At 67.8% G+C, this 20,006-nt stretch carries 13 protein-coding genes; 5 read left to right on the top strand and 8 right to left on the bottom strand.

Features of this window, described 5'->3' with window-relative positions; translation table 11 throughout:
• Positions 1-25 precede the first annotated feature (25 nt).
• Positions 26-1,630, top strand: a complete 1,605-nt coding sequence (locus CFB24_RS00240; RefSeq protein ID WP_088518567.1) for an inorganic phosphate transporter — start codon at positions 26-28, stop codon at positions 1,628-1,630.
• 91 nt (positions 1,631-1,721) lie between these two features.
• Here CFB24_RS00240 and CFB24_RS00235 read toward each other — a convergent pair whose 3' ends face one another.
• From CFB24_RS00235 to CFB24_RS00200, 8 genes are all read right to left on the bottom strand, one after another.
• Positions 1,722-3,725 (bottom strand): DUF6212 domain-containing protein, encoded by a 2,004-nt coding sequence (locus CFB24_RS00235; protein ID WP_088518566.1) that lies wholly within the window; start codon positions 3,723-3,725, stop codon positions 1,722-1,724.
• Positions 3,718-6,333 carry a glycosyltransferase gene (locus CFB24_RS00230; protein ID WP_088518565.1) on the bottom strand — a complete coding sequence of 872 codons (2,616 nt, stop codon included), beginning with the start codon at positions 6,331-6,333 and terminating at the stop codon, positions 3,718-3,720. Before CFB24_RS00230 ends, CFB24_RS00235 begins: the two co-directional genes overlap by 8 nt.
• A complete protein-coding gene (locus tag CFB24_RS00225; protein WP_088518564.1) occupies positions 6,323-7,561 on the bottom strand; it encodes a glycosyltransferase family 4 protein in 1,239 nt (412 codons plus the stop codon). Before CFB24_RS00225 ends, CFB24_RS00230 begins: the two co-directional genes overlap by 11 nt.
• 174 nt (positions 7,562-7,735) lie before the next feature.
• Positions 7,736-8,545: a glycosyltransferase family 2 protein gene (locus CFB24_RS00220; RefSeq protein ID WP_088518563.1), complete on the bottom strand. Its 810-nt coding sequence runs from the start codon at positions 8,543-8,545 to the stop codon at positions 7,736-7,738.
• 26 nt (positions 8,546-8,571) lie between these two features.
• Positions 8,572-9,702 (bottom strand): hypothetical protein, encoded by a 1,131-nt coding sequence (locus CFB24_RS00215; RefSeq protein ID WP_088518562.1) that lies wholly within the window; start codon positions 9,700-9,702, stop codon positions 8,572-8,574.
• Positions 9,703-9,715: 13 nt separating this feature from the next.
• The gene (locus CFB24_RS00210) at positions 9,716-10,846 is read right to left on the bottom strand and encodes a polysaccharide pyruvyl transferase family protein (protein WP_088518561.1); all 1,131 of its coding nucleotides are present in this window, start codon (positions 10,844-10,846) and stop codon (positions 9,716-9,718) included.
• Between the two features lie 40 nt (positions 10,847-10,886).
• Positions 10,887-15,086 carry a glycoside hydrolase family 99-like domain-containing protein gene (locus CFB24_RS00205; protein ID WP_088518560.1) on the bottom strand — a complete coding sequence of 1,400 codons (4,200 nt, stop codon included), beginning with the start codon at positions 15,084-15,086 and terminating at the stop codon, positions 10,887-10,889.
• A 127-nt stretch (positions 15,087-15,213) separates the two neighbouring features.
• Complete coding sequence (locus CFB24_RS00200) at positions 15,214-15,621, bottom strand: DUF6165 family protein (RefSeq protein ID WP_088518559.1); 408 nt, start codon at positions 15,619-15,621, stop codon at positions 15,214-15,216.
• A gap of 192 nt (positions 15,622-15,813) precedes the next feature.
• Between CFB24_RS00200 and CFB24_RS00195 the strand changes: the two genes are divergently transcribed.
• From CFB24_RS00195 to CFB24_RS00180, 4 genes are all read left to right on the top strand, one after another.
• A complete protein-coding gene (locus CFB24_RS00195; protein WP_088518558.1) occupies positions 15,814-16,980 on the top strand; it encodes a nucleotide sugar dehydrogenase in 1,167 nt (388 codons plus the stop codon).
• A 205-nt stretch (positions 16,981-17,185) separates the two neighbouring features.
• Positions 17,186-18,589: a copper-containing nitrite reductase gene (nirK, locus tag CFB24_RS00190; protein ID WP_244593230.1), complete on the top strand. Its 1,404-nt coding sequence runs from the start codon at positions 17,186-17,188 to the stop codon at positions 18,587-18,589.
• 5 nt (positions 18,590-18,594) lie between these two features.
• Positions 18,595-19,380, top strand: a complete 786-nt coding sequence (locus CFB24_RS00185) for a formylglycine-generating enzyme family protein (protein WP_088518556.1) — start codon at positions 18,595-18,597, stop codon at positions 19,378-19,380.
• Positions 19,380-19,949, top strand: a complete 570-nt coding sequence (locus tag CFB24_RS00180; RefSeq protein WP_158255243.1) for an SCO family protein — start codon at positions 19,380-19,382, stop codon at positions 19,947-19,949. Before CFB24_RS00185 ends, CFB24_RS00180 begins: the two co-directional genes overlap by 1 nt.
• The last annotated feature ends 57 nt before the right edge of the window (positions 19,950-20,006 follow it).

Here is a 20,006-nt window from a genome sequence, read left to right as displayed (position 1 = left end):
ACATCCTTATGAAAGGACATGGACCATGAGCATCGCGTCAGCCGCGCCCGACCAGGTGGTCGAGCGTCCCCAGCTCGACCATCCCTCCGAGACCAAGACGATCTACATCCTGTTCGCCATCGGCGTCGCCGGCCTGCTGTTCGCGGCGTGGTCGATCTATTCCGATCTCGGCCCGAACACGTCGGTCGCCCATTTCTGGCCGTTCGCGCTGCTGGGCGTGGCGCTGGTGATCGCCCTCGGCTTCGAGTTCGTCAACGGCTTCCACGACACCGCCAATGCGGTGGCCACCGTGATCTACACCCACTCGCTGCCGGCGCCGATCGCCGTGGTCTTGTCCGGTTTCTTCAATTTCGTGGGCGTGCTCACTTCGGCCGGCGCGGTCGCTTTCGGCATCGTCTCGCTGCTGCCGGTCGAGCTGATCCTGCAGGTCGGCTCGGAAGCCGGTTTCTCCATGGTGTTCGCGCTGCTGATCGCGGCGATCATCTGGAATCTCGGCACCTGGGCGATGGGCTTGCCAGCCTCCTCCTCGCACACGCTGATCGGCTCGATCATCGGCGTCGGCGTCGCCAACGCGCTTTTGCGCGGCCGCGATGGGACGTCGGGCGTCGATTGGGGCAAGGCGATGGAAATCGGCCAGGCGCTGATCCTGTCGCCGCTGGTCGGCTTCGTCGCCGCCGCGCTGCTGCTGAAGCTGATGAAACTGGTCGTCCGCAAGGCGGAACTGTATCAGGCCCCGAAGAACGGCGCCAAGCCGCCGCTGTGGATCCGCTGCCTGCTGATCTTCACCTGCGCCGGCGTCTCCCTCGCGCATGGGTCGAACGACGGCCAGAAGGGAATGGGCCTGATCATGCTGATCCTGATCGGCACGGTCCCGACCTCCTACGCGCTCAACAAGTCGCTGCCGGCCAGCCATATCGCGCAATTCGTGCAGTCCTCGACCGCCGCCTCGCAGGTGGTGGACTCCAAGGCCTCCGGCTACAACATCATCGGCGACCCCCGCCCGGTGGTGACCGCCTATATTTCGCAGCATGAAATCTCCGGCGGCACCTATCCGGCGCTGTCGGTGCTGGTGAAGGACATCGCCCATCAAGTCGAAACCTATGGGTCGATCGACAAGGTGCCCTACGCCCAGGTCGGCAACACCCGTAACGACATGTATCTGGCCTCCGAGGCGATCCGCTTCCTGATGAAGGACAAGCAGTCGGAACTGTCCGCGCAGGACGTCGACACGCTGAAAAAATACAAGGGCTCGATCGACCAGGCCACCAAGTTCATCCCGGCCTGGGTGAAGATCGTGGTCGCCATCGCGCTCGGCCTCGGCACCATGGTCGGCTGGAAGCGCATCGTCGTCACCGTCGGCGAGAAGATCGGCAAGACCCACCTGACCTACGGCCAGGGCGCCTCGGCCGAACTGGTGGCCATGTCCACCATCGCCGCCGCCGACAGCTTTGGTTTGCCGGTCTCGACCACCCACGTGCTGTCGTCGGGCGTCGCCGGAACCATGGCCGCCAATGGCTCGGGCCTGCAGGGCGGCACGCTGCGCAACATCGCCATGGCCTGGGTGCTCACCCTGCCGGCCGCCATGCTGCTGTCGGGCGGGCTGTACTGGCTGTTCCGCGCCATCTTCTAAGGCGAGAAGGGCCGCCCTCGGGCGGCCCGCTTTCGCGGCTTTCGACGGTCCCTGGGCGGTTTCGCCTGGGGGCCGTTTTCGTTTGCGGGGGTCAGTCCGCCGACGCCGAGGCCGCGCGCCTCTGCGCCATTTCGGCGAATTGCGCCGCGGCGCTGGCCCAGGACTCCGCATCCTCATGCGCGAGGCGTGGATCCTTCAGGACGATGGCGATGACCTGCGGCAGGGCGCAGCCCAGCGCCCGCAGCATCCGGCGGTCGCGTTCGGAAATCATCGCGCACAGCCGGTCGAGGCCCTCGGCGTCGGGGCGAATATGAACATACGGCCCATAGGCGTCGGCGGTGAGTTCCGGCCAGACGTCGAAGCCGCCCGGCCAATCCGGCAGCTTGCGGAACTCCAGCGCCGTCGCGGTCTCCCGTTTCAGCAGCTTGAAGCGGATCGCCGGATAGAACGCGTCCGCGACATTGAGATCATAGACCGTCAGATCGACATGCGCGTAATCGTCGGCGTTGCGCAGGAAGTGATCGACCTCGACGCCCGAGCAGACCTGCGCCGGCGCGCGCGCCGCCGCCGGCTCGCTCCAGCCCTGTCCGCCTCCGGCCGGGAGGCCGCGGGCGTCGGCGGCCGGCGCGTGTGCGAAAAGGTCGAGGCGCCGGCGCTGCCGTTCGGGCAGGCGCAGGCCGGCGATAGACGTCATTTCGACCAGCGCCGGTCCCGCCCCCTCGATCAACTCGGCGGTCAATTGCAGGTCGAAGGCGGCGTCAACCGCGGGAATGGTCAGGCTGAACGTGCTCAGATCGGTCGAGCCGCCGAGCCGGCGCCAGGGCTGCAGCCCGACATCGGCGCCGTTGGCGCGCAGTTCGGCCAGGAAGCGGATGGCCTGGGCCGGATTGCGCAACAGAGTCAGGCCGATCTCCAGCACGTCGCAGCCGGGGAAGCTCAGGCCGCACAGCCGGATGGCGGCGCGCCGCTCGGGCGTGAGCGCGAGCACGGGGCGCGGCGGCTCGCCGCCGAGGGCGATGAAATCGACCGCGCCTTCGACCACGCCGACGTCGCTCCAACGGCGCGGGGCGAGATGCAGCGGGGTCTGGCTAAACGTGGCGGTGCGCCCGATGTCGGACCAGTTCCAGAACGCCGGGGCCAGCGTGCGCCGTCCGAAGTCGCCGCTGTGGAGGCGCAGCGCCAGTCCGCGCGGGACGCCGCCGCCGCCGCGCAGCGCGAGGAACGGTTCGGTCTCGGCCGGGTCGAGGCTCAGGGCCAGCGCGTCGCCGCGCGGCAGGAAGGTTTCGATCTCGATCTGCGCGGTTTCCAGCAGGTCGCCGAGCACGCCGCGCAAGTCGAGCCGCAGCCAGCCCGGCCGCAGCGCGTCGCCGTCGATCAGCCAGGAGCCGTGGACAGCGCCGGCGGTCGCCCCCACCAGCCGCACCTTGAGCCAGGCCGCGCCGGAGCAGCGCGCCTCGGCGATCCGCAATGCGAGCGCGGTGAGATTTTTCAGCGGCAGGCCCAGGGTTTGACGCTCCAGCGCCCGGCCCTCGGGCGCGGCGTGGACGGGGCCGCCGGACGCCGCCGCGCCGGACGCATAGACCAGGCGCGCCGCGCCGATCGGGCCGCTGCCCAAAACCTGCAAGGCGCTCGCCATGGCTCCGTGCAGCGTCTCGTTCTCGCGGCACAGTTCCGACAAGGCGGCGCGCGCCTGGGCCAGCGCGGCGGCGCTGGCGGCGACGTCCCGCGCCAGCAGGTCGGCCAGCCGGGCCAGCGCCGCCTCGGCGGTTTCCACGGCGATGACCGGCGGCGGCAGGGCGGGCGCGAACGCGTCGAGCGCGGGCGGCGCGCCGCCGAGCAGCGCCAGCACATGGGCGGGGAAGCTCGGCGCCGGCGTCCAGAAATCCGCCACCATGTCCGAGGCGGCGTCGCGCGTCGCCTCGACGTCGCGCGCGATCCGCAGGTCGCCGGCGTGGTCGAGTCGGGCGGCGAAGGCGCGCCAGCCGGATTCCCAGGCGCGCAAGGCGGGAAACAGATCGGGGGCGACGAGAACGGCGGGCGTCGCGGCGTCGAAAAAGGCGGCGAAATCGCGGGTGGCGACAAGAAGTTCAGGCATGGATGCGCTCGCCGGTTGAGGGGGCGTCGGGTGCGGGGGCGTCGGCCGGGGGCAGGGCGTGCGCCAGCCAATCGCGCAGGTTGGCGCTCCACGAGGCTTGCGCCTGCCGCGCCGCCGCCGCGCGCGCCAGCGTTTCGAGCCGCTGCGGCGCGCCGGCCAGTTCGCGCAGGCGCGCGGCGAAATCCTCGACGACGCGGGCGTCCGAGGTTTCGGCGATCAGAAAACCGTCCACCCCGTCCTCGATCATTTCCTCGACCGCGCCGACGCGGGTGGCGATGGGCGCGCAGCCGAAGCGCTGGGCTTCCAGAATGGTGAGCGGCGCGCCCTCGAACCGCGACGGCAGCACCACCACGTCGGCCCAGGCATAGGCGGCGTCGAGCTCGGCGGGCGCGTCGAGCGGCGCTTCGACCGGGCGTCCCATCCGCCGCGCCAGCCGCGCCTCCAGCGCCGTGGACTCGTCGAGCACGGCGCGCCCGATCACGCGCCAGTCCAAAGGCGCGCCTTCGGTCTCCGCCATGATCTCCTCCAGCCGGTCGACGCCCTTCTGCGGGTCGAGCCGGCCGATATAAAGCGCGCGCAGCCGGCCTCTCGGGCGGCGCGCCCGCCGCGCCAGCGCGCGGGCCAAGGCCTCCGGTTCGGTCGGATAAGAGGGGGCGTTGCGCGCCAGCAGGATCTTGTCGGCGGGGATTCCGCGCGCCACGCACCAGGCCCGCAACTGCTGCGAAACGACCAGGAAGCCGTCATAGACATGCTCGAAGCCGAGGGCGACATGCGGCCCGCCCATCGGATGGCCCTGCGGCGACAGCTCGACCAGATGCAGGCCGACATAGGCGCGGGCGCCTTGGCGGCGCAGCCCGGCCATCAGGCTGTGCGCCGCCAGCGAATGGGTGTTGAGCACCACGTCCATGGTGGCGAGCAGGCCGAGGCCGTCGGGGATGAAATCGTCGCGGGCGCAATTGGACGCGCCGGCGGTCTGGTAGATGCGGTCCCAGGCGTCGGCGCGCGCGCCCGGATGATCCATGAAGGCGACGGTGTCGAAAATCTCGCGCAGCTCGCCGGCCAGCGCGGCCTCGTTTTCGCGCATCACGAACAGATGCGCGTCGCAGCCGGCGTCGCGGACGGCGCGGGCGGCGTTCAGCACGACCTTTTCGACCCCGCCGAAGGCCACCAGCGGCAGGATGAAGCCGACCTGCGGCCGGGCGCGTCCCGCGCCTTCGGGCGCGACATGCGGCAGCACCGGCCCGACCGGCTCGATCAGGCTGTAGGTCGCGCGGATGTCGCGGCGCGTCCGCCGCCATTCGCGGCGCCAGTCGGATTTTTGCGGCGAGAAGGCGCGCTGCGCCTGCGCGAGATCCTCGACCACATCGACGGCGAACGCCAGCAGGCCGTCGGCGGCGACGGACAGGTCCGGGCCGCGGCATACCAGTTCGGCGCCGGAGTCGCGGAACAGGTCGGCCAGCCCCGCCGAAGATGCTGCGCGGCTCGGGTCGAGCGCGTCGTCCGCGCGCGCGATCAGCAGCGCCGCGCCATCGAGCGCGTCGGGACCGGCCGCCTCGGCCGCCGTCAGCCCCAGCCGCTTGGCGTCGGCCTCAAACCGGACGGCGACCAGCGCGCAGGTCTGCAGCAGGCGCTGCGCGCGCCACAGCGCGGCGCGGTCGAGGCGGGCCTCGGCCAGACGCTCCAGCGCGCCCGGCGCCGCGAAGACGAACAGGTCGGGAAACCATGCCTGATGCGGCGCGCGGCGCGCCCGCGCCAGACGCCGGTTGGCTTCGGCGAGGTCGAGGCTCTGGCGCCGGCGCGGATCGACGAACAGTTCGACCCCTGTCGCGCCCGGCTCGAATTTCGCAAAGCGCGGCGCCTCGCGTTCTTCCAGCCGGATCAGGCTGCGGGCCTGAAACAGCGGGGCGTGCTTGTCGCGCATGTCGGCGAGAATGGCCGCGCGCCGCCGCTCCGCCCCCGACAACATGCTTTCGGCGCGGCGCCGGTACTGGAAGCCGCAGTCGCGCGCGTGCTGGCCGCGAAAGCCTTTGCGCGCCGCCTGCAGCCAGAAGTCCCAGTCTTCAAAACCGTCGCGCATGGATTCGTCGAAGCGCACGCCGGCGTCGATCACGCGGCGCGCCACCAGGCTGCCCGCCTCGCAGAAATTCTCGCGCAAATGCGCCAGCGCGGAATAGTCGCCGGCGACCGAAAAGCTCTCGGCCCGTCCGAACGTGTCGATGTCCGGATAGACCCAGCCGATCTCCGGCTCCGCCGCGTCGAGTTGGGCGGCCATCTTGCGCAGCGCGCCGGGCGCCAGCCGGTTGTCGGCGTCGAGGAAAAACGCCGCGCGGTAATGCGGAAACAGGCGCGGCGCATGGTCGAGGCCGAAATTGCGGGCCGCGCTGAGGCCGCCGTTGCGGCGGCGCAGTGTGATCACTTTGCCCGGATGGGCGCGGGCCAGGGCGAGGCCGAGCACGCGGGTTTCCGGCAGCGGGCAGCCGTCATCGACGATCAGCGCGGCGATGGGGAAGCCGGCGTCCTGGTTCAGCACGGAATCCACCGCCTCGACCAGCAGGCCCGGCTGCTTGAACGCCGGGACGATCACCACCAGTTCGACGTCAGGCGCCATGGCGCGCCTCGGAAGCTGGGGCGTCCCAGATCGCCGCGCGCGTCAGCCGGTCATGGGCGACGATCTTGCGCAGCAGGGACTTGTAGGCGGCGATCATGGCGGCCTTGTCGTCGCGCCGCGCCATGGCGTAGCCGGCTTCGACGCGGCCCGCCGCGGCGGCCGGGTCGGCCAGCGCCGCGCGCGCCTGCGCCGCCAGCGCCGCGACGTCGTTGACCGGGGCGATCCAGGCGATCTGATGGCGAATCTGGCCGTAACATTCCAGCGCGGCGTCGGTGGCGACCACCGGGCAGCGGCGCGCGGCGGCCTCCAGCGCCACCAGCGGATGGCCTTCGAGCCGCGACGGCGCCAGCAGGAGATCGGCGGCGAACAGCCAGTCCGAGGCGTTCCGCGTGTGGCCGATCAGCCGCAGCCGGCCGTCGCGCGCCGCCTCCGAAGCTTCGAGCGTTTCGCGCAGCGAGCCGGCGCCCGCCGCGACGATCCGCGCGTGGACCGGCGCCAGCTCCGCCGCCAGTTCAGGCAGCAGGTCGGCGCCCTTGGCCGCTTCGAGCCGGCCGAGAAACAGGGCCAGGGCGCCCTCCGGCTCCAGCCCGAGCCGCGCCCGCGCCTCCGCCTGCCGGCGCCGCCGTTCTTCCGGCGACAGCGGGGCGACATCGACGCCATTGGGAATATGGGCCACCGCATGCGCCGGCAGGTTGAACATGTGCTCGAGACGGCGCGCCACCGGCCAGGACACCGCCGCCCAGGCGTGGCTCGGCTCCTGTCCGCCGACGCCGAGCATGATCGGCAGACGGCTCCATTCCGGCGTTTCCGGGCGCGGAAACAGATGGGCGACGGTCAGATGCGGCGCGCCATGTTCGGCGAGGGCCTTTTGCAGCCCGAAGGCGTAATGCGGCCAGGGCGCGCAGACGATGGCGCAATCGAAGCGGCGCGCGGCCATCACCTGTTCGACGCCATGTTTCTGGCGCCGGACATTGGCCTCGAACGTCTCGTCGTCGCGCCATTCGACGGGCCCGGCGATCTTTTCGAGGGCGGCGGCCCGAATCGCCGCATGGCCGAGACAATCGGCGGTGGTTAGCAGCGTGACGCGCATCCCCGCCGCCGCGAAAGCTTCGCACAGGTCGAGCGTATGTTTTTCCGCGCCCCCTACCGAAGTGGAAGGCAGCAGAACCAGCAGATCGAGAGCCGTTTTCCCGCGACGGATCTTGCCGGGGTCGCCGATCATTTCCATGCCTTCACTCGAATATACGTTAAGAGAACGCACAAAGCCGCATAGTCCGGCGGTGAATCTCTTAGTCAGGTCGAGCTTAAGCGCAGGCGGCGCATTGGCAAGCGCAATTGAAACATTTGACCTTCTTCCGGTTTTATTTCCTTTGCGGAATTCATTTGGCGCGCGCCCCTCGGGTCAGCAATAGGGCGGCTTGCGGCCAAGTTTTTCGAAGAAGGCTTCGAGATCGGGCGCGTAATAGGCGCGGTATTTCGCTTCCATCTCCGCGAATTCGGCCAGATAGTCCGCTTCGGTCATCACGAGATAGCGGCCGAGCCGGTGCTGGCGCAGCGCCGCCTCCGGCAATTGCAGGATTTCCGGCTGCAGGATCAGCTTGGCCCGCGCGTGGGCGCGCATATGGGCGAAGGGGCGATAGTAGTAATGAATATAGGCGAAATCGGTCGGCGCCGCCGGGCGGCCGCTGTGGGTGACGATGGCGTGGCCGCCGTGATCCATCGAGACGAAGGCGTCGCGCCGCACGAATTTCTTGTTGAAGTCCCAGCCAAAGAAGCGGTTTCGCGTGCATTGGCTGTTGGGATAGTTGTAATCGACCGCGAACAGGTCGTCGCCGGTGTCGAGCGCCGCGAAAGCCGCCAGAATCGCTTCGCGCCGCGTCTCTATCCGGCCCTCTGTCGCCTTGAGGGCGATAAACTCGTCGCAATCGAGCGGCAGGAAAAAATCGTAATGGCCGAACCGTTCGAGATTGCGGATCTGGTCGGCGAACAGGCGGCCCTTGTCGCGGTAGCGTTCGGGCCGGCGGGCGCCGTCGAAAAACCGCACGCCCCGGTCGGACCAAAGCTCGATCGTTTCCGCCAGCCGGGGATCGGACGAGCCGTTGTCCCAGACGTAGAGATTGTCGTAGCCGAAGATTTCGCCATGATGGAGAATCCAAGGCTCCAGCAGATCGGCCTCGTCCTTCTGGATCATCAGCACGGCCACTTTGGGCATGGGACTTCCTTCTCGTATGATTCAGGTTATTGCGCGCGCAAAACTTCGCCGACCGCCTGCAATTTCTCGCCGGCGGGATCGCCATGGGTCGGCATCAGGCAATTGCCGCTCTCGTCGCATTCGGACCAGGAATAGATCAGCAGCAGCCGCGCCGGGTTCTTGGCTTCCGGCGTGGCGATGAAGGCGCGGGCGCGGGCGAATGCGGCCTTGAGCTGGTCGAGGCTGGGCTTTTCAACATAGTTTTCGCAAGGCTGGCCGGGCTTGAAACGGTGTTCCCAGCGCGGCGGGCGTTCGCAGCGGGCGCGAATGTCGGCGCCGCTGCGCACCAGCGGCGCGGCCTGCGCCTTTGTTGCGGCGGCATAGGCGCGCCAGTCCTGCTCCATCGAAGGCGCGAAGGCGGCCCAGCTCTCCGGCTTGCCTGTCCGCCGCCCCGAGACATATTCGGAAATGGCCTCGGCGCCGAGCGCCTCGCGCAGCGTTTCGGCCAAAGCGGCCGGGGAGGCCAGCACGACGACATAGGGATCGCCCGATCCGTTCCCGCGCGCGAAACCGCGCAAATTGTCGAGGGCTTGGCGGACCAACCCGAGGTCGCCGCCGAACAGGCGCGCGACGTCCTGCTTGTCGTAAAACACAAACAGCAGCGGGCGGCGGGCGCCGGCGAGGTCCACGGTCTTGTAGTTGGACTCGCGCATCAGGTCGGCGATGAGTCCCGCCGCTGTCGTCAGGTCGCGGGCGGAGCCGAGGGTCGAGGTGGTGGCGATCAGCGCATAGGGGACGAGATCCTTGATCGCGGAGGCGCGATGGAAAGCGAGGCCCCGCATCATCGGCAGGCTTAAATCGACAGCGCCGCCGCTGCCGTAGGCGAGATAGGCCCAGCACAGGCCGGCGCGGCGCGCCGCCTCGATCTCGGCGTCGAAACGCGCCGGACTCGGACGCCAGACGAGGCCGCCGTCGGCCTCGAATTCGCCGTGCAGCGGCGCGAGGTCGCGGAATTTGGGGTCGGTCAGCGTGACGGCGGTGTCATGGCCGGGGTCGCCGGGCGCGTTGCTGTACCAGGCGTCCCAGCGGATGGCGCAGGCGTTGACCGGGTCCGCGCGCGATTCCGATGGGCATAGCGCGAGCAGAAGGAGGATCAGCGCCGGGAGGTTTGCGCGCAAAAAAGAACTCCGATCAGACGGCGGGCGGGGCGAAACGATGCTTGAGGCCGTTGATGTCGAGGAAATCGACATAGGAGCGCGTCAACTGTTCGCGCCGCGCCTGCAGGGCGGCGAAATCGGCGCGCGCGTAGAGGGCCGCTGCGTCGATCCGCTCGACCGCGCGAATGTCGCTGTGCGGCAGGCCGAGGAATTCACACATTTCCTTGGTGCGGGTGTCGTGACACAGCACGAAGGCCGGCGTTCCCACGCTCAAGGCGGCGATGGCGCCGTGAAACCGGGTGCCGACCACGAAATCCACTTCGCGCATCGCGTCGAGCCAGTCGTCCACCGACCAGAACACGCGGCTGCGCCGCAGCGCCCAGCCGCGCAAGGCCGAAGGATCGAGCGCGGAATCGTGGAAGAAATCGACGAGGCGGTCGGCGGCGGCCTCGGCCTCCGGGGTTCCCGGATGGTCGGCCATGGTGATTTCCTCGGCCTCGGTCTGCGCGACGAACAGCGCGTCGTAGCGCAGCGCCTCGGCGATCAGGCCGTGCAGCGTCGCCCGCATTTTCTGCGGATCGAAGGCGTGGCGCACCACGTCGCGCGAGCCGTTCACCGCCAGCCGCGTCGCCCCATCGAATGCGAGCGCGCGGATCGCCGGCGCGCCGTCGGGCTGGGCGCCGTTCATGTAATAGGAGGGGCAGCCGGTGATCTGGACATTGTCCACGCCGAGACCGGCCAGCACTTCCGCCGTGAACGGGCCGCGCACGCCGATCCGCGCGCAGCGCTCAGCGATCACCTTGACGAAGCGCTGCGTGCCCTCGGTCAGCTCGATTTTGGGATCGTAAGTGCTGGATTGCGCGCCGAGGCCGACGATGGAGACGGGCAGGGTGGTCTGCTCGATGAACCGGGCCATGCCGCCGAAATCGAAGCCGGTGTGCAGGAAATTGGCCGCCGCGATCAGGATGTGGTCGAAATTTTCCTGCACATGCGCCGGGCCTTTACGATGCGCCCAGTCGAGCGCGTCCACCGCCAGCGGCTTGAGCAGCCCGTGGGCGATGATCTGGTTGCCCGAATTGCCGCCGGTCTTGCCGAGGCGGTCGCGCAGGCCCGGCGCGTCGGCGAGGTCGAAACGGGGCGTGGCGCCAAGCAGGAATATCTTCATCTTTTTCCTTCGGACGGGGGCGGGGCGGCGCGCGATGCGCTCATGCCAGACGCCAGGATTCGCGCAGGTTGCGCCGCCAGTTCAGCACCGTCTCGCGCAGTTCGCCGGGCGCGCGCGCCGCCGCCAGCGCGCAATCCTGCGCAGCGACGATTTCCTGGTAATGCGCCGCGCGGTCGAGGGCGTGCGTCACGCTGACGTCGTGGCGGCGGTGGCGGTTGAGCGGCCGGCTGGAATAGAGGACGGGGCGGCCGGTCGCGCAAGCCTCGATATAAATGCGCCAGTCGCCGGCGCATTGCAGTTGGAACGCCTCGGGGCCGAGCCGCGCGAACACGTCCGCCAGCGCGTCCCTGCGCCAGACCACGGCGCTGGCGTTGAGGATCAGATTGCGCAGGCTGAGGAAGCGGCGCAGGAATTCGTCGGCGGGGAAGCGCCCGTCGGCGTCGAGGCCGGCGTCGCCAAACTCGCGGTAATAGCCCTTGTAATCCGGGTAGATCTGCGCGCCATCCGGGCCGATGGCGCGGGAATCGCAGAAGCACAGGGTGGCTTCCGGCTCGGCGGTCAGCCGCCCCAGCAGCGTGGCCAGGAACTCGGGGTCGCTGCTGTCGTCGGCTTCCGCGATCCAGATGTATTCGCCGCGCGCCAGATCGAGGCCGGCCTTCCACTGGCGGAACACATTGCCGGAATTGGCGTCGCGCGGCACGATGCGGATGGCGCGTTGAGCCGCGTCGGCGCTCGCCTGCGCCACGGCGAGGCTGTCGTCGGCGCTGGCGTCGTCCAGCACGATGATCTCCAGCACCGGATAAGTCTGGCGGAAGATCGAGGTCAGCCGCTCGTCGAGATAGCGCGCGTAATTGTAATTGGGCACGATCACCGACACGGTGCGGTGCGACGGCTCCACGAAGCGAAGCAGGTCGGCGCAATAGAGCCGGAAATCGAATTTCTCAGTGACGAAGGCGCGGCGGAACGCCGCCGCCTCGGGCGCGAACAATTTGGGGTCGTGCAGGAGATCGGGCAGGACCTGCGCGCATTTCGGGACGTCGGCGAAGGGCAGCACGAGGCCGAGCCGGGGATCGGAGGCGATCAGCTCGGCATGGCCGCCCGAATTGGCGAAGGCGGCGACGGGCAGGCCGACCGACAGCGCCTCCAGCGCCACCGACGGAAACGGGTCCTCGCGCGAGGTCAGCAGGAACAGGTCGGCGGCGTCGAAATAGGCGTCGATGTCGGGATTGAACGGCTCGAAATGCAGGGTTTTCAGGCCGCGCTGGGCGATGTCGAGCCTGAGCCAGGGTTCGATGTCGGGATGGATGTTCCCCAGCCACAGGAAATGCACGCGGTCGGTCAGCCGCGCCGTCTGGTCGGCGATGGCGATGAACAGATCGACGCCCTTGCGCAAGTCGGCGTGGCCGGCGTTAATCACCAGCTTGTCGTGCGGTCCCAGCCCGAGCCGGGCGCGCAGCGCGGCGCCGCCGCTGGCTTTGGGCAGATTGTACAAACCCTGCGGCCGGATCGCGGCCGGATGCGAAGCCGGGCCGAACGCCGTGTCGAGCCGGTCCTTGACGAAGGCGTTGGGATAGACCGCGGGCTGCGCGCAATCGAGGATCCGCCGGTAGGACGCCTCGTGGCCGCAGGACGACACCAGCGTCGGCAGTTCATGCACCAGCGAGCAGAAGGCGTAGCCGAGATCGCGCAACAGCGGCGCGGCGCCGCCGGAGACCACGGTGTTGGTCATGGCGTGGCGGAAACCGCGCTGGCGCAATTCGCGCAAATGCGCTTCGAGCGCGGCCCAGGGCTCGTCATGTTCGGCGCCGACGAAAGTGGGCGCCAGCGCGCGATAGCGTTCGACCATGGCGCCGCCGCCGATCAGCGCGAATTCGACCTCAAGCCCGAAGGCGCGGCGGCAGGCCTCGCCGATATGCAGCAGCAGGTGCTGCGCGCCGGAGGGAAAGCCGTCGTGGCCGATCAGCACGATGCGGCGCAGGCCGTCGCCGGAGAGCCGCTCCAGCGCCCGCGCCACCGCATTGATATAGGCGTGGCCGAAATGCACGTCGGGTTCGAGATAGGCGCCCTCGCACCATTCGTTCCAGGCGTTGATGAACACCAGCGACTCGCCGAAAAACCGCTGCGTGCGGGCGTGGGCCAGCAGCTCGGCCAGCCAGTCCTGGAAGGCGCGGGGCGAGGAGCCGGCGAAGGACATGCCCTTGCCCTGACGGCGCGCGTCATTGTCCCAGTTGGGAAAGGCGGTCTTGATCAGCGGGAAATCGTTGAACATCGCCTTGCGCGATTCCTCGACCACGCTGGCATAGTCGCGGATCGCGCCGGAGAAATGCGGATCGTAAATCTCGATCTGGTGATTGATGTTGGGAATATGGCCGCCGAGCTTGTGCGGTGGAAACTCGATGGCGCCGTCGAAGCCGAACGGGCGCGGATCGGCCGCGCCGAACGTCTGCGCCATGGTAATGACCGGATCGAGGCCGTGGCGCTGGAATTCGGCCTTCCAGGCCGCGAGGGTCGCCGCGGTGTCGGGCACGACGTCGGCGCGATAGAGGAAGAACAGCGGCCGTCCGTCCGCCGTGCGCATGTAGCGGGGGTCGCGCATGTGCCGGGCCAGATCGGCCACCAGCGCGGGCATGTCCTCGGCGCGATAATCCTGCCGCATCAGGATTTCGCTTTCCGAGCCGTCCCAGCGCCGGCTCCAGTTCTCGTTGGCCCACATCAGGCAGAACGGGAAATCGATGTCCTGATGCGCCAGCAAGGTTTCAAGCGGCTGCTCCAGCAGGCGCTTGCCGTTGAAATTGTAATAGTAGAAGCAGAAGCCGGACAGGCCGAACGCCCGCGCCAGCTCCACCTGCTTGCGGAGGATGTCCGGGCCTTCCAGCGTGTAGAAGCCGAGGTCGCGCGGGATGCGCGGCTGGACATGGCCGGCGTAGCGCGGCAGGCCGCGCGGCATGTTGCGCCATTCGGTGAAGCCGGCGCCCCACCATTCGTCGTTCTCGGGAATGGCGTGGAACTGCGGCAGGTAGAAGGCGACGATTTTCGGCGCGTCGGCGGGGCGGCGCGCCAACGGCTGTTTGTCCTCGAACAGCGGGCCGGGCGCGCAGTTGTCGGCGATCAGGTCGTGGAGGCTTTTCTCGCTGACGCCCGGCGCTGGCTCCCAGCCGAGATCCTGGCCGAGATCCATGAAATAATCGAAGGCGTTGAGCGTCCGCTGGCCCCCGAGATAGCGCCGCCGGACATAATCGACGCGAAACAGCGGCGAGCCGATGCGCCCCTCGAATTGGCCCCAGCCGTACCAGTGCGAGAACCCGTCGATGTCGGCGTCGCGGATGTCCGGATTGCCGTCGAGATAATAGGCTATGTCGAAGAAGCGGTTGGGATTGAAGATGTTCTTGTCACGGTGGCGAAGGTAATGCGCCAGCGCCGACTGCCGCGCGAAGTCGAGGCCATAGGTCTGCGCATACCAGCCCGGCTCGAACACGGCGCAAGGTTTTTCACCCGCCGCCTCGCCTGCTTCGACATAGGCGCGCAAGCCGCTGTCGCCGCCGGGATATTTGCGGCGCCGCCACGCCGGATCGAAATAGGGATTGGGTTTGAGGCCCGCCGCTTCGCCCTGCGTCAGATAATGCTGCAAAGCCTGCGCGGCGTCGGCGAAGGCCGCGCCCGATTGCAGGGCGTAAAAGGCGGGGTCGAACAGGCCCGCCGCGATAACGAAGCCCTCGAAGCCCAGCTCCGCGAGCCGCGCGCGTTCGATTTCCGGCGTGGCCGCCGGCGCGTCCTGGCCGAACAGCGCCTCGGCGGCGGTGAGCGAGAGCAGCGGCGCGGCGTCGGCGCCGTTCAGGCGCCGGTAGAGATCGGCCAGCTTGAACGCCTGCAGATCGCGCACCGTCGAGAATCGGGGCAGGGTTTTGCCGGTCTCGGGGATGACGATGTCGAATTCGTTGACGCCATCGCGTTCGAGACAGGCGCGGACCAGCGCGGCGTCGAAATCGCCCCAGTCGATGCAAAAGCCGCAGCGCGGCGCGCGGCCGGCGAATTCGGTCAGATCTTCGCGCAGGAAGCGCGTCCGCGCCCGCGCGAGGGTTCGCCCGTGTGCGACCGCCTCCACCGCGAAGCTGCGATCGACGTCGCGGCTGTCCATCACCCAGCCGATCAGGCCGAAATGATCGTCGATTTCATGCCAGGCGCCCGCGATGGGAGAAACCGAGTCGAACCATCGCGGCAGGATGTCGTCGGCGGAACTCATGCGTCTTCACCTATGGGGCACGTAGGGGAAACCCCATTCGATTAGCTTGAGCGCCGCGCCAAAGCCAGATGATTTTTTTGCATGAGCGCACAACGAAGCCGCCCGGGCTGGGCGCCGACTTGGCGTCTCAGCTCCCGGCGTAGCTCTTTTCTTCGATATATTTCGAGCCGAGCAGAAGATTGATGTCTTTTTTGACCCGCGCGCGCTCGTCATTGGTGACATAGACAGACCGCGCCAGCGCGATGAATTTGGCGCCGAAGTCCCCGTCGCGCTCGCACAGGCGGATGTCGTCCTCGATTTCCCACAACCTCTCGTTGATGGATTGCAGCCGGTCGATTTTCGCGGCGGCGTCGGCCGACAGATGGGGGAAGGCGCCGGAGAAGATGGCGTCGAGCGCCGCCAGTTCCGCTAAAACATTGACCCGTTTGGCTGAATCCTCGATGCGGGCGCGCTTGATCCGCAAAATGGTGATCTTGTCGGCGATTTCCCCTACGGAAACCGGGACGGTCAGTTCGCCCGAGAAAGCGTTGGCCATTGAATTTACTCTCAAATCAGCGATAAGCAGTGCTGCGCCACGCGCCGTCCTGCAACCGGGGCTTGCACAAACGTCATTCATGTCCGGTTTGCGCCGAGGCGTCAATGCTGCAACTGCGAGCTATATCTTGACTTGGCGGAGACCGGCGTGGGATTGATTGCCTGTCCATACGTCAACCGTTCGAGGAACCGCATGAAGATCGCTGTCGCGGGCATGGGCTATGTCGGGTTGTCGAACGCCGTCTTGTTGGCGCAGAACCATACGGTCGTCGTTCGCGACGTTTCCGCGGTGAAAGTCGAATTGTTGAAGCGGCGCGAGGCGCCGTTCATCGACGTCGAACTGCAGCAATGGCTCAGGGAGCGCAAACTCGACCTGTCCGCCACGCTCGACGCCGGGGAGGCGTTTGTCGGCGCCGATTACGTCATTGTCGCCACGCCGACCGACTACGACCCCGCCACCAATTATTTCGACACCTCCACCGTCGAATCGACGATCAGGGAGGTGCTGGCCCTCAATCCCGCCGCGGTCATCGTCGTCAAGTCGACCATTCCCGTCGGCTTCATCCGCCGCATGCGCGCCGAGTTCGGCGCCGACAACATCATTTTCTCGCCGGAATTCCTCCGCGAAGGGCGCGCGCTCTACGACAACCTGCATCCCTCGCGCATCGTGGTCGGCGAGCGGTCGGAGCGGGCCAAGGCCTTCGCCGGTCTGCTGCAGGAGGGGGCGGAAAAGCGCGACATTTCGATCATCCTGACCGATCCCGACGAGGCCGAGGCGATCAAGCTGTTCGCCAACACCTATCTCGCCATGCGCGTGTCCTATTTCAACGAACTCGACAGCTACGCGATGACGCACGGGCTGAACACGCGCCAGATCATCGACGGCGTCAGCCTCGATCCGCGCATCGGCGGCCATTACAACAATCCGTCGTTCGGCTATGGCGGCTATTGCCTGCCCAAGGACACCAAGCAATTGTTGGCCAATTACCGCGAGGTGCCGCAGACGCTGATCCGCGCCATCGTCGAATCCAACACGATGCGCAAGGATTTCATCGCGGAGGACATCGTCCGCCGCAACCCGAAGGTGGTCGGCGTCTATCGCCTGATCATGAAGGCGGGCTCGGATAATTTCCGCAGCTCCAGCATTCAGGGCATCATGAAGCGCGTCAAGGGCAAGGGCATCGAAGTGGTGATCTACGAGCCCATGCTGAAAGAGGACGAGTTCTTCCGCTCGCGCGTCATCCGCGATCTCGACACGTTCAAGCGCGAGGCCGACCTGATCCTGTGCAACCGCCGCAGCCCCGTGCTGGCCGACGTCGCCGACAAGGTTTACACGCGCGATCTGTTCGAGTCCGACTGAGCCGGTCGTTCGCCGGCGGGCTTTTTCACACGCCGCCGCAGGGCGGGCCAAATTCATCCATTTGTTTGCGCTTCCTCAATAGCCGAGGCGAGGTCCAAGTTAGGTTCCTCGTCGCAAAGGCGCGGTTGTTCCGCGCCGCTCAGGCTTCTGGAGGGCGCGGGCGATGGGTCGCGAAACGATACTGATTTCCCTTTTGGCTTCGACCATGTTGACGACGGCCGCGCTGGCCGCCAGCCGCGAGGACAACAGGGCCGAGCCGGTGGTCGGCGAGGAACAGGCTGTTCTTACCGACGCGCCGAACGCGCCGCCGGCGATCACCCGCAAGACCGCGACCAAAGTGGTCGTTCATCTCGAAGTCAAGGAAGTGGAAGGCCGGCTCGCCGACGGCGTGCGCTACACATTCTGGACCTTCGGCGGTCATGTGCCCGGAAAATTCATCCGCGTGCGCGAGGGCGATCTGGTCGAGATGCATCTCGACAACCATCCCGACAACAAGATGCCGCACAACATCGACCTGCACGCCGTCAACGGCCAGGGCGGCGGCGCGGCGGCCTCGCTCACCGCGCCGGGCCATAGCTCGGTGTTCTCGTTCAAGGCCACCAATCCCGGCCTGTTCGTTTACCATTGCGCCACCGCGCCGGTCGCCATGCATGTCGCCAACGGCATGTACGGCCTGATCCTGGTCGAGCCGAAGGAGGGCCTGCCTCACGCCGACAGGGAATATTACGTGATGCAGGGCGACTTCTACACCAAGGGCGCCAATGGCGAGCAGGGCCTGCAGCCGTTCAGCATGGAAAAGGCGATCCAGGAAAAGCCTGACTATGTGGTGTTCAACGGCTCGGTCGGCGCGATGACCGGCGACAAGGCGATCACCGGCAATGTCGGCGAGACCGTGCGCCTGTTCATCGGCGACGGCGGCCCGAACCTGACCTCCTCCTTTCATGTCATCGGCCAGATTTTCGACAGCGTCTACGCCGAAGGCAACATGAGCACGCCGACCAAGAACGTGCAGACCACCATGGTGCCGGCCGGCGGCTCGGCCATCGCCGATTTCAAGCTCACCGTGCCCGGAACCTTCATCCTGGTCGACCATTCGCTGACCCGCGCCTTCAACAAGGGCGCCCTCGGCATGTTCAAGTCGGTCGGCCCCGAGGACAAGCTGGTCTATTCCGGCAAGACGGAAGATCAGGTCTATCTGCCCGAAGGCGCGGGCGTCCGCGTCGCCGACGCCCCGGCCGCCGTCGCGCCGGTGGCGCAGAACAAGGCCGAGCGCATCAAGGCGGGCGAGGCGGTGTTCGCCAACAATTGCTCCGCCTGCCACCAGCCCAACGGCGCCGGCGTGCCGGACGCCTTCCCGCCGCTGGCCAAGTCCGACTATCTCAAGAACGACAAGGCCAAGATCGTCCAGACGGTGACGGGCGGCCTGTCGGGCAAGCTCAAGGTCAACGGCAAGGCGTTCGACGGCGTGATGCCGGCCTGGGATCTGCCCGACGAGGACATCGCCAACGTGCTGACCTATGTCTACAACAGCTGGGGCAATGGCGGCGGCGAAGTCACCCCCGCCGACGTCAAGGCGCATCGCGCCGTCAGGAAAGCGGCGGCGGAGTGACGGCGATGGCGCGGCGCGCGGCGATTCTGGCGACTTTCCTGGCGGTTTTCCCGTCGGCCCTCGCTCCCGCCTGCGCCGCGCCGGCCGGCATGGCGCCGGTGCCGGCCGGCGCCTTCACCCCCTTTTTCAAGATGATTCCGGCCAAGGGCCAGCGCGGCGCGGAGCCGCGCCCGATCGCGCTCAAGGCGTTCCGGCTCGACCGCTTCCCGGTGACGTCGGCGCAATTCGCCGCCTTCCTGGCGACAAACCCGCAATGGCGGCGCGAGGCCGCCCCGCGCCTGTTCGTCGATCCCAATTATCTCAGGCGCTGGCGCGAGGGCGCGCCCGCGGCGGGGGAAGCGCTGGCGCCCGTGACCAATGTGTCGTGGTTCGCCGCGCAGGCTTTTTGCGAGGCGCGGGGCGGGCGGTTGCCCACCACCGACGAATGGGAATATGCGCTGGCCGACGCGGGGCGCGGCCGGGACCAGGTGACGCGGATCTCGCTCGACTGGTTCGCCCGTCCGAACGGCGCGCGCCTCGGCGAGGTCGGGCAGGGGGCCGCCAACGGCTACGGACTCTCCGACATGGTGGGCCTGGTCTGGGAATGGACGGAGGATTTCTCCGCCACCGGTTCGGGCGCGGAGCAGCGCAACACGTCGAGCAAGGACGATGCGGCGTTCTGCGGCGGCGGCGCGGCGGGCGTGCGCGACCCCGCCGATTACCCCGCCCTCATGCGCTACGCGCTGCGCGCCAGCCTGAAGGCCCGTTACACGCAAGACAATCTCGGTTTTCGCTGCGCTGGAGACGAATGATGCTGCGCGCTTTGTTGGTGGCCTGGGCGATCTCGTTCGCCCTGTCCTTCCCTGTGATGGCCCATGATCATGCCGCGATGGCGCAGGCGGCGCCGAGCGGCGCCTCGCTGTTCAACCTGCCGTCGCATTGGACCGACCAGAACGGTCACGCGCTGACGCTGCGCGATCTGGCTGGCAAGAAAAGTGTGGTGGCGATGGGCTATACCTCCTGCCCCGACATCTGCCCGCTGATCGTCGCCAATATGGCCGCCATCGAAAAGGCGGCGCAGGGCCGGGGCCTGCGCTTCGTCTTCGTCACGCTCGATCCCAAGGGCGACACGCCCGAAAAGCTCAAAGCCTATGCCGAGGCGCATGGCCTCGATCCCGCCGACTGGACCCTGCTGGCCGGAAACGACAAGGCCGTGCGCGATCTCGCGGCGGTTCTCGGCGTGCGTTATCGGGCCAACGGGGAGGGCGGCTTCGACCATTCCGCCCTGCTGACGCTGCTGAATGAAAACGGCGAGGTCGTTTACCAAAAACCCGACATGCAGGTCGATCCCGCCGATTTCGTCGCGCATGTGCCGCATTAGTCGCGCCATGCCGTTGAACCCCTGAGGCCGGGGGCGCGCCCCCGACCAAGATTTGCC

This window comes from Rhodoblastus acidophilus (genome assembly GCF_900187365.1).
Classification (GTDB): Bacteria; Pseudomonadota; Alphaproteobacteria; order Rhizobiales; family Beijerinckiaceae; genus Rhodoblastus; species Rhodoblastus acidophilus.
Note: the sequence above shows the minus strand (reverse complement) of the source record. Positions and strands in the feature narration are given on the sequence as shown.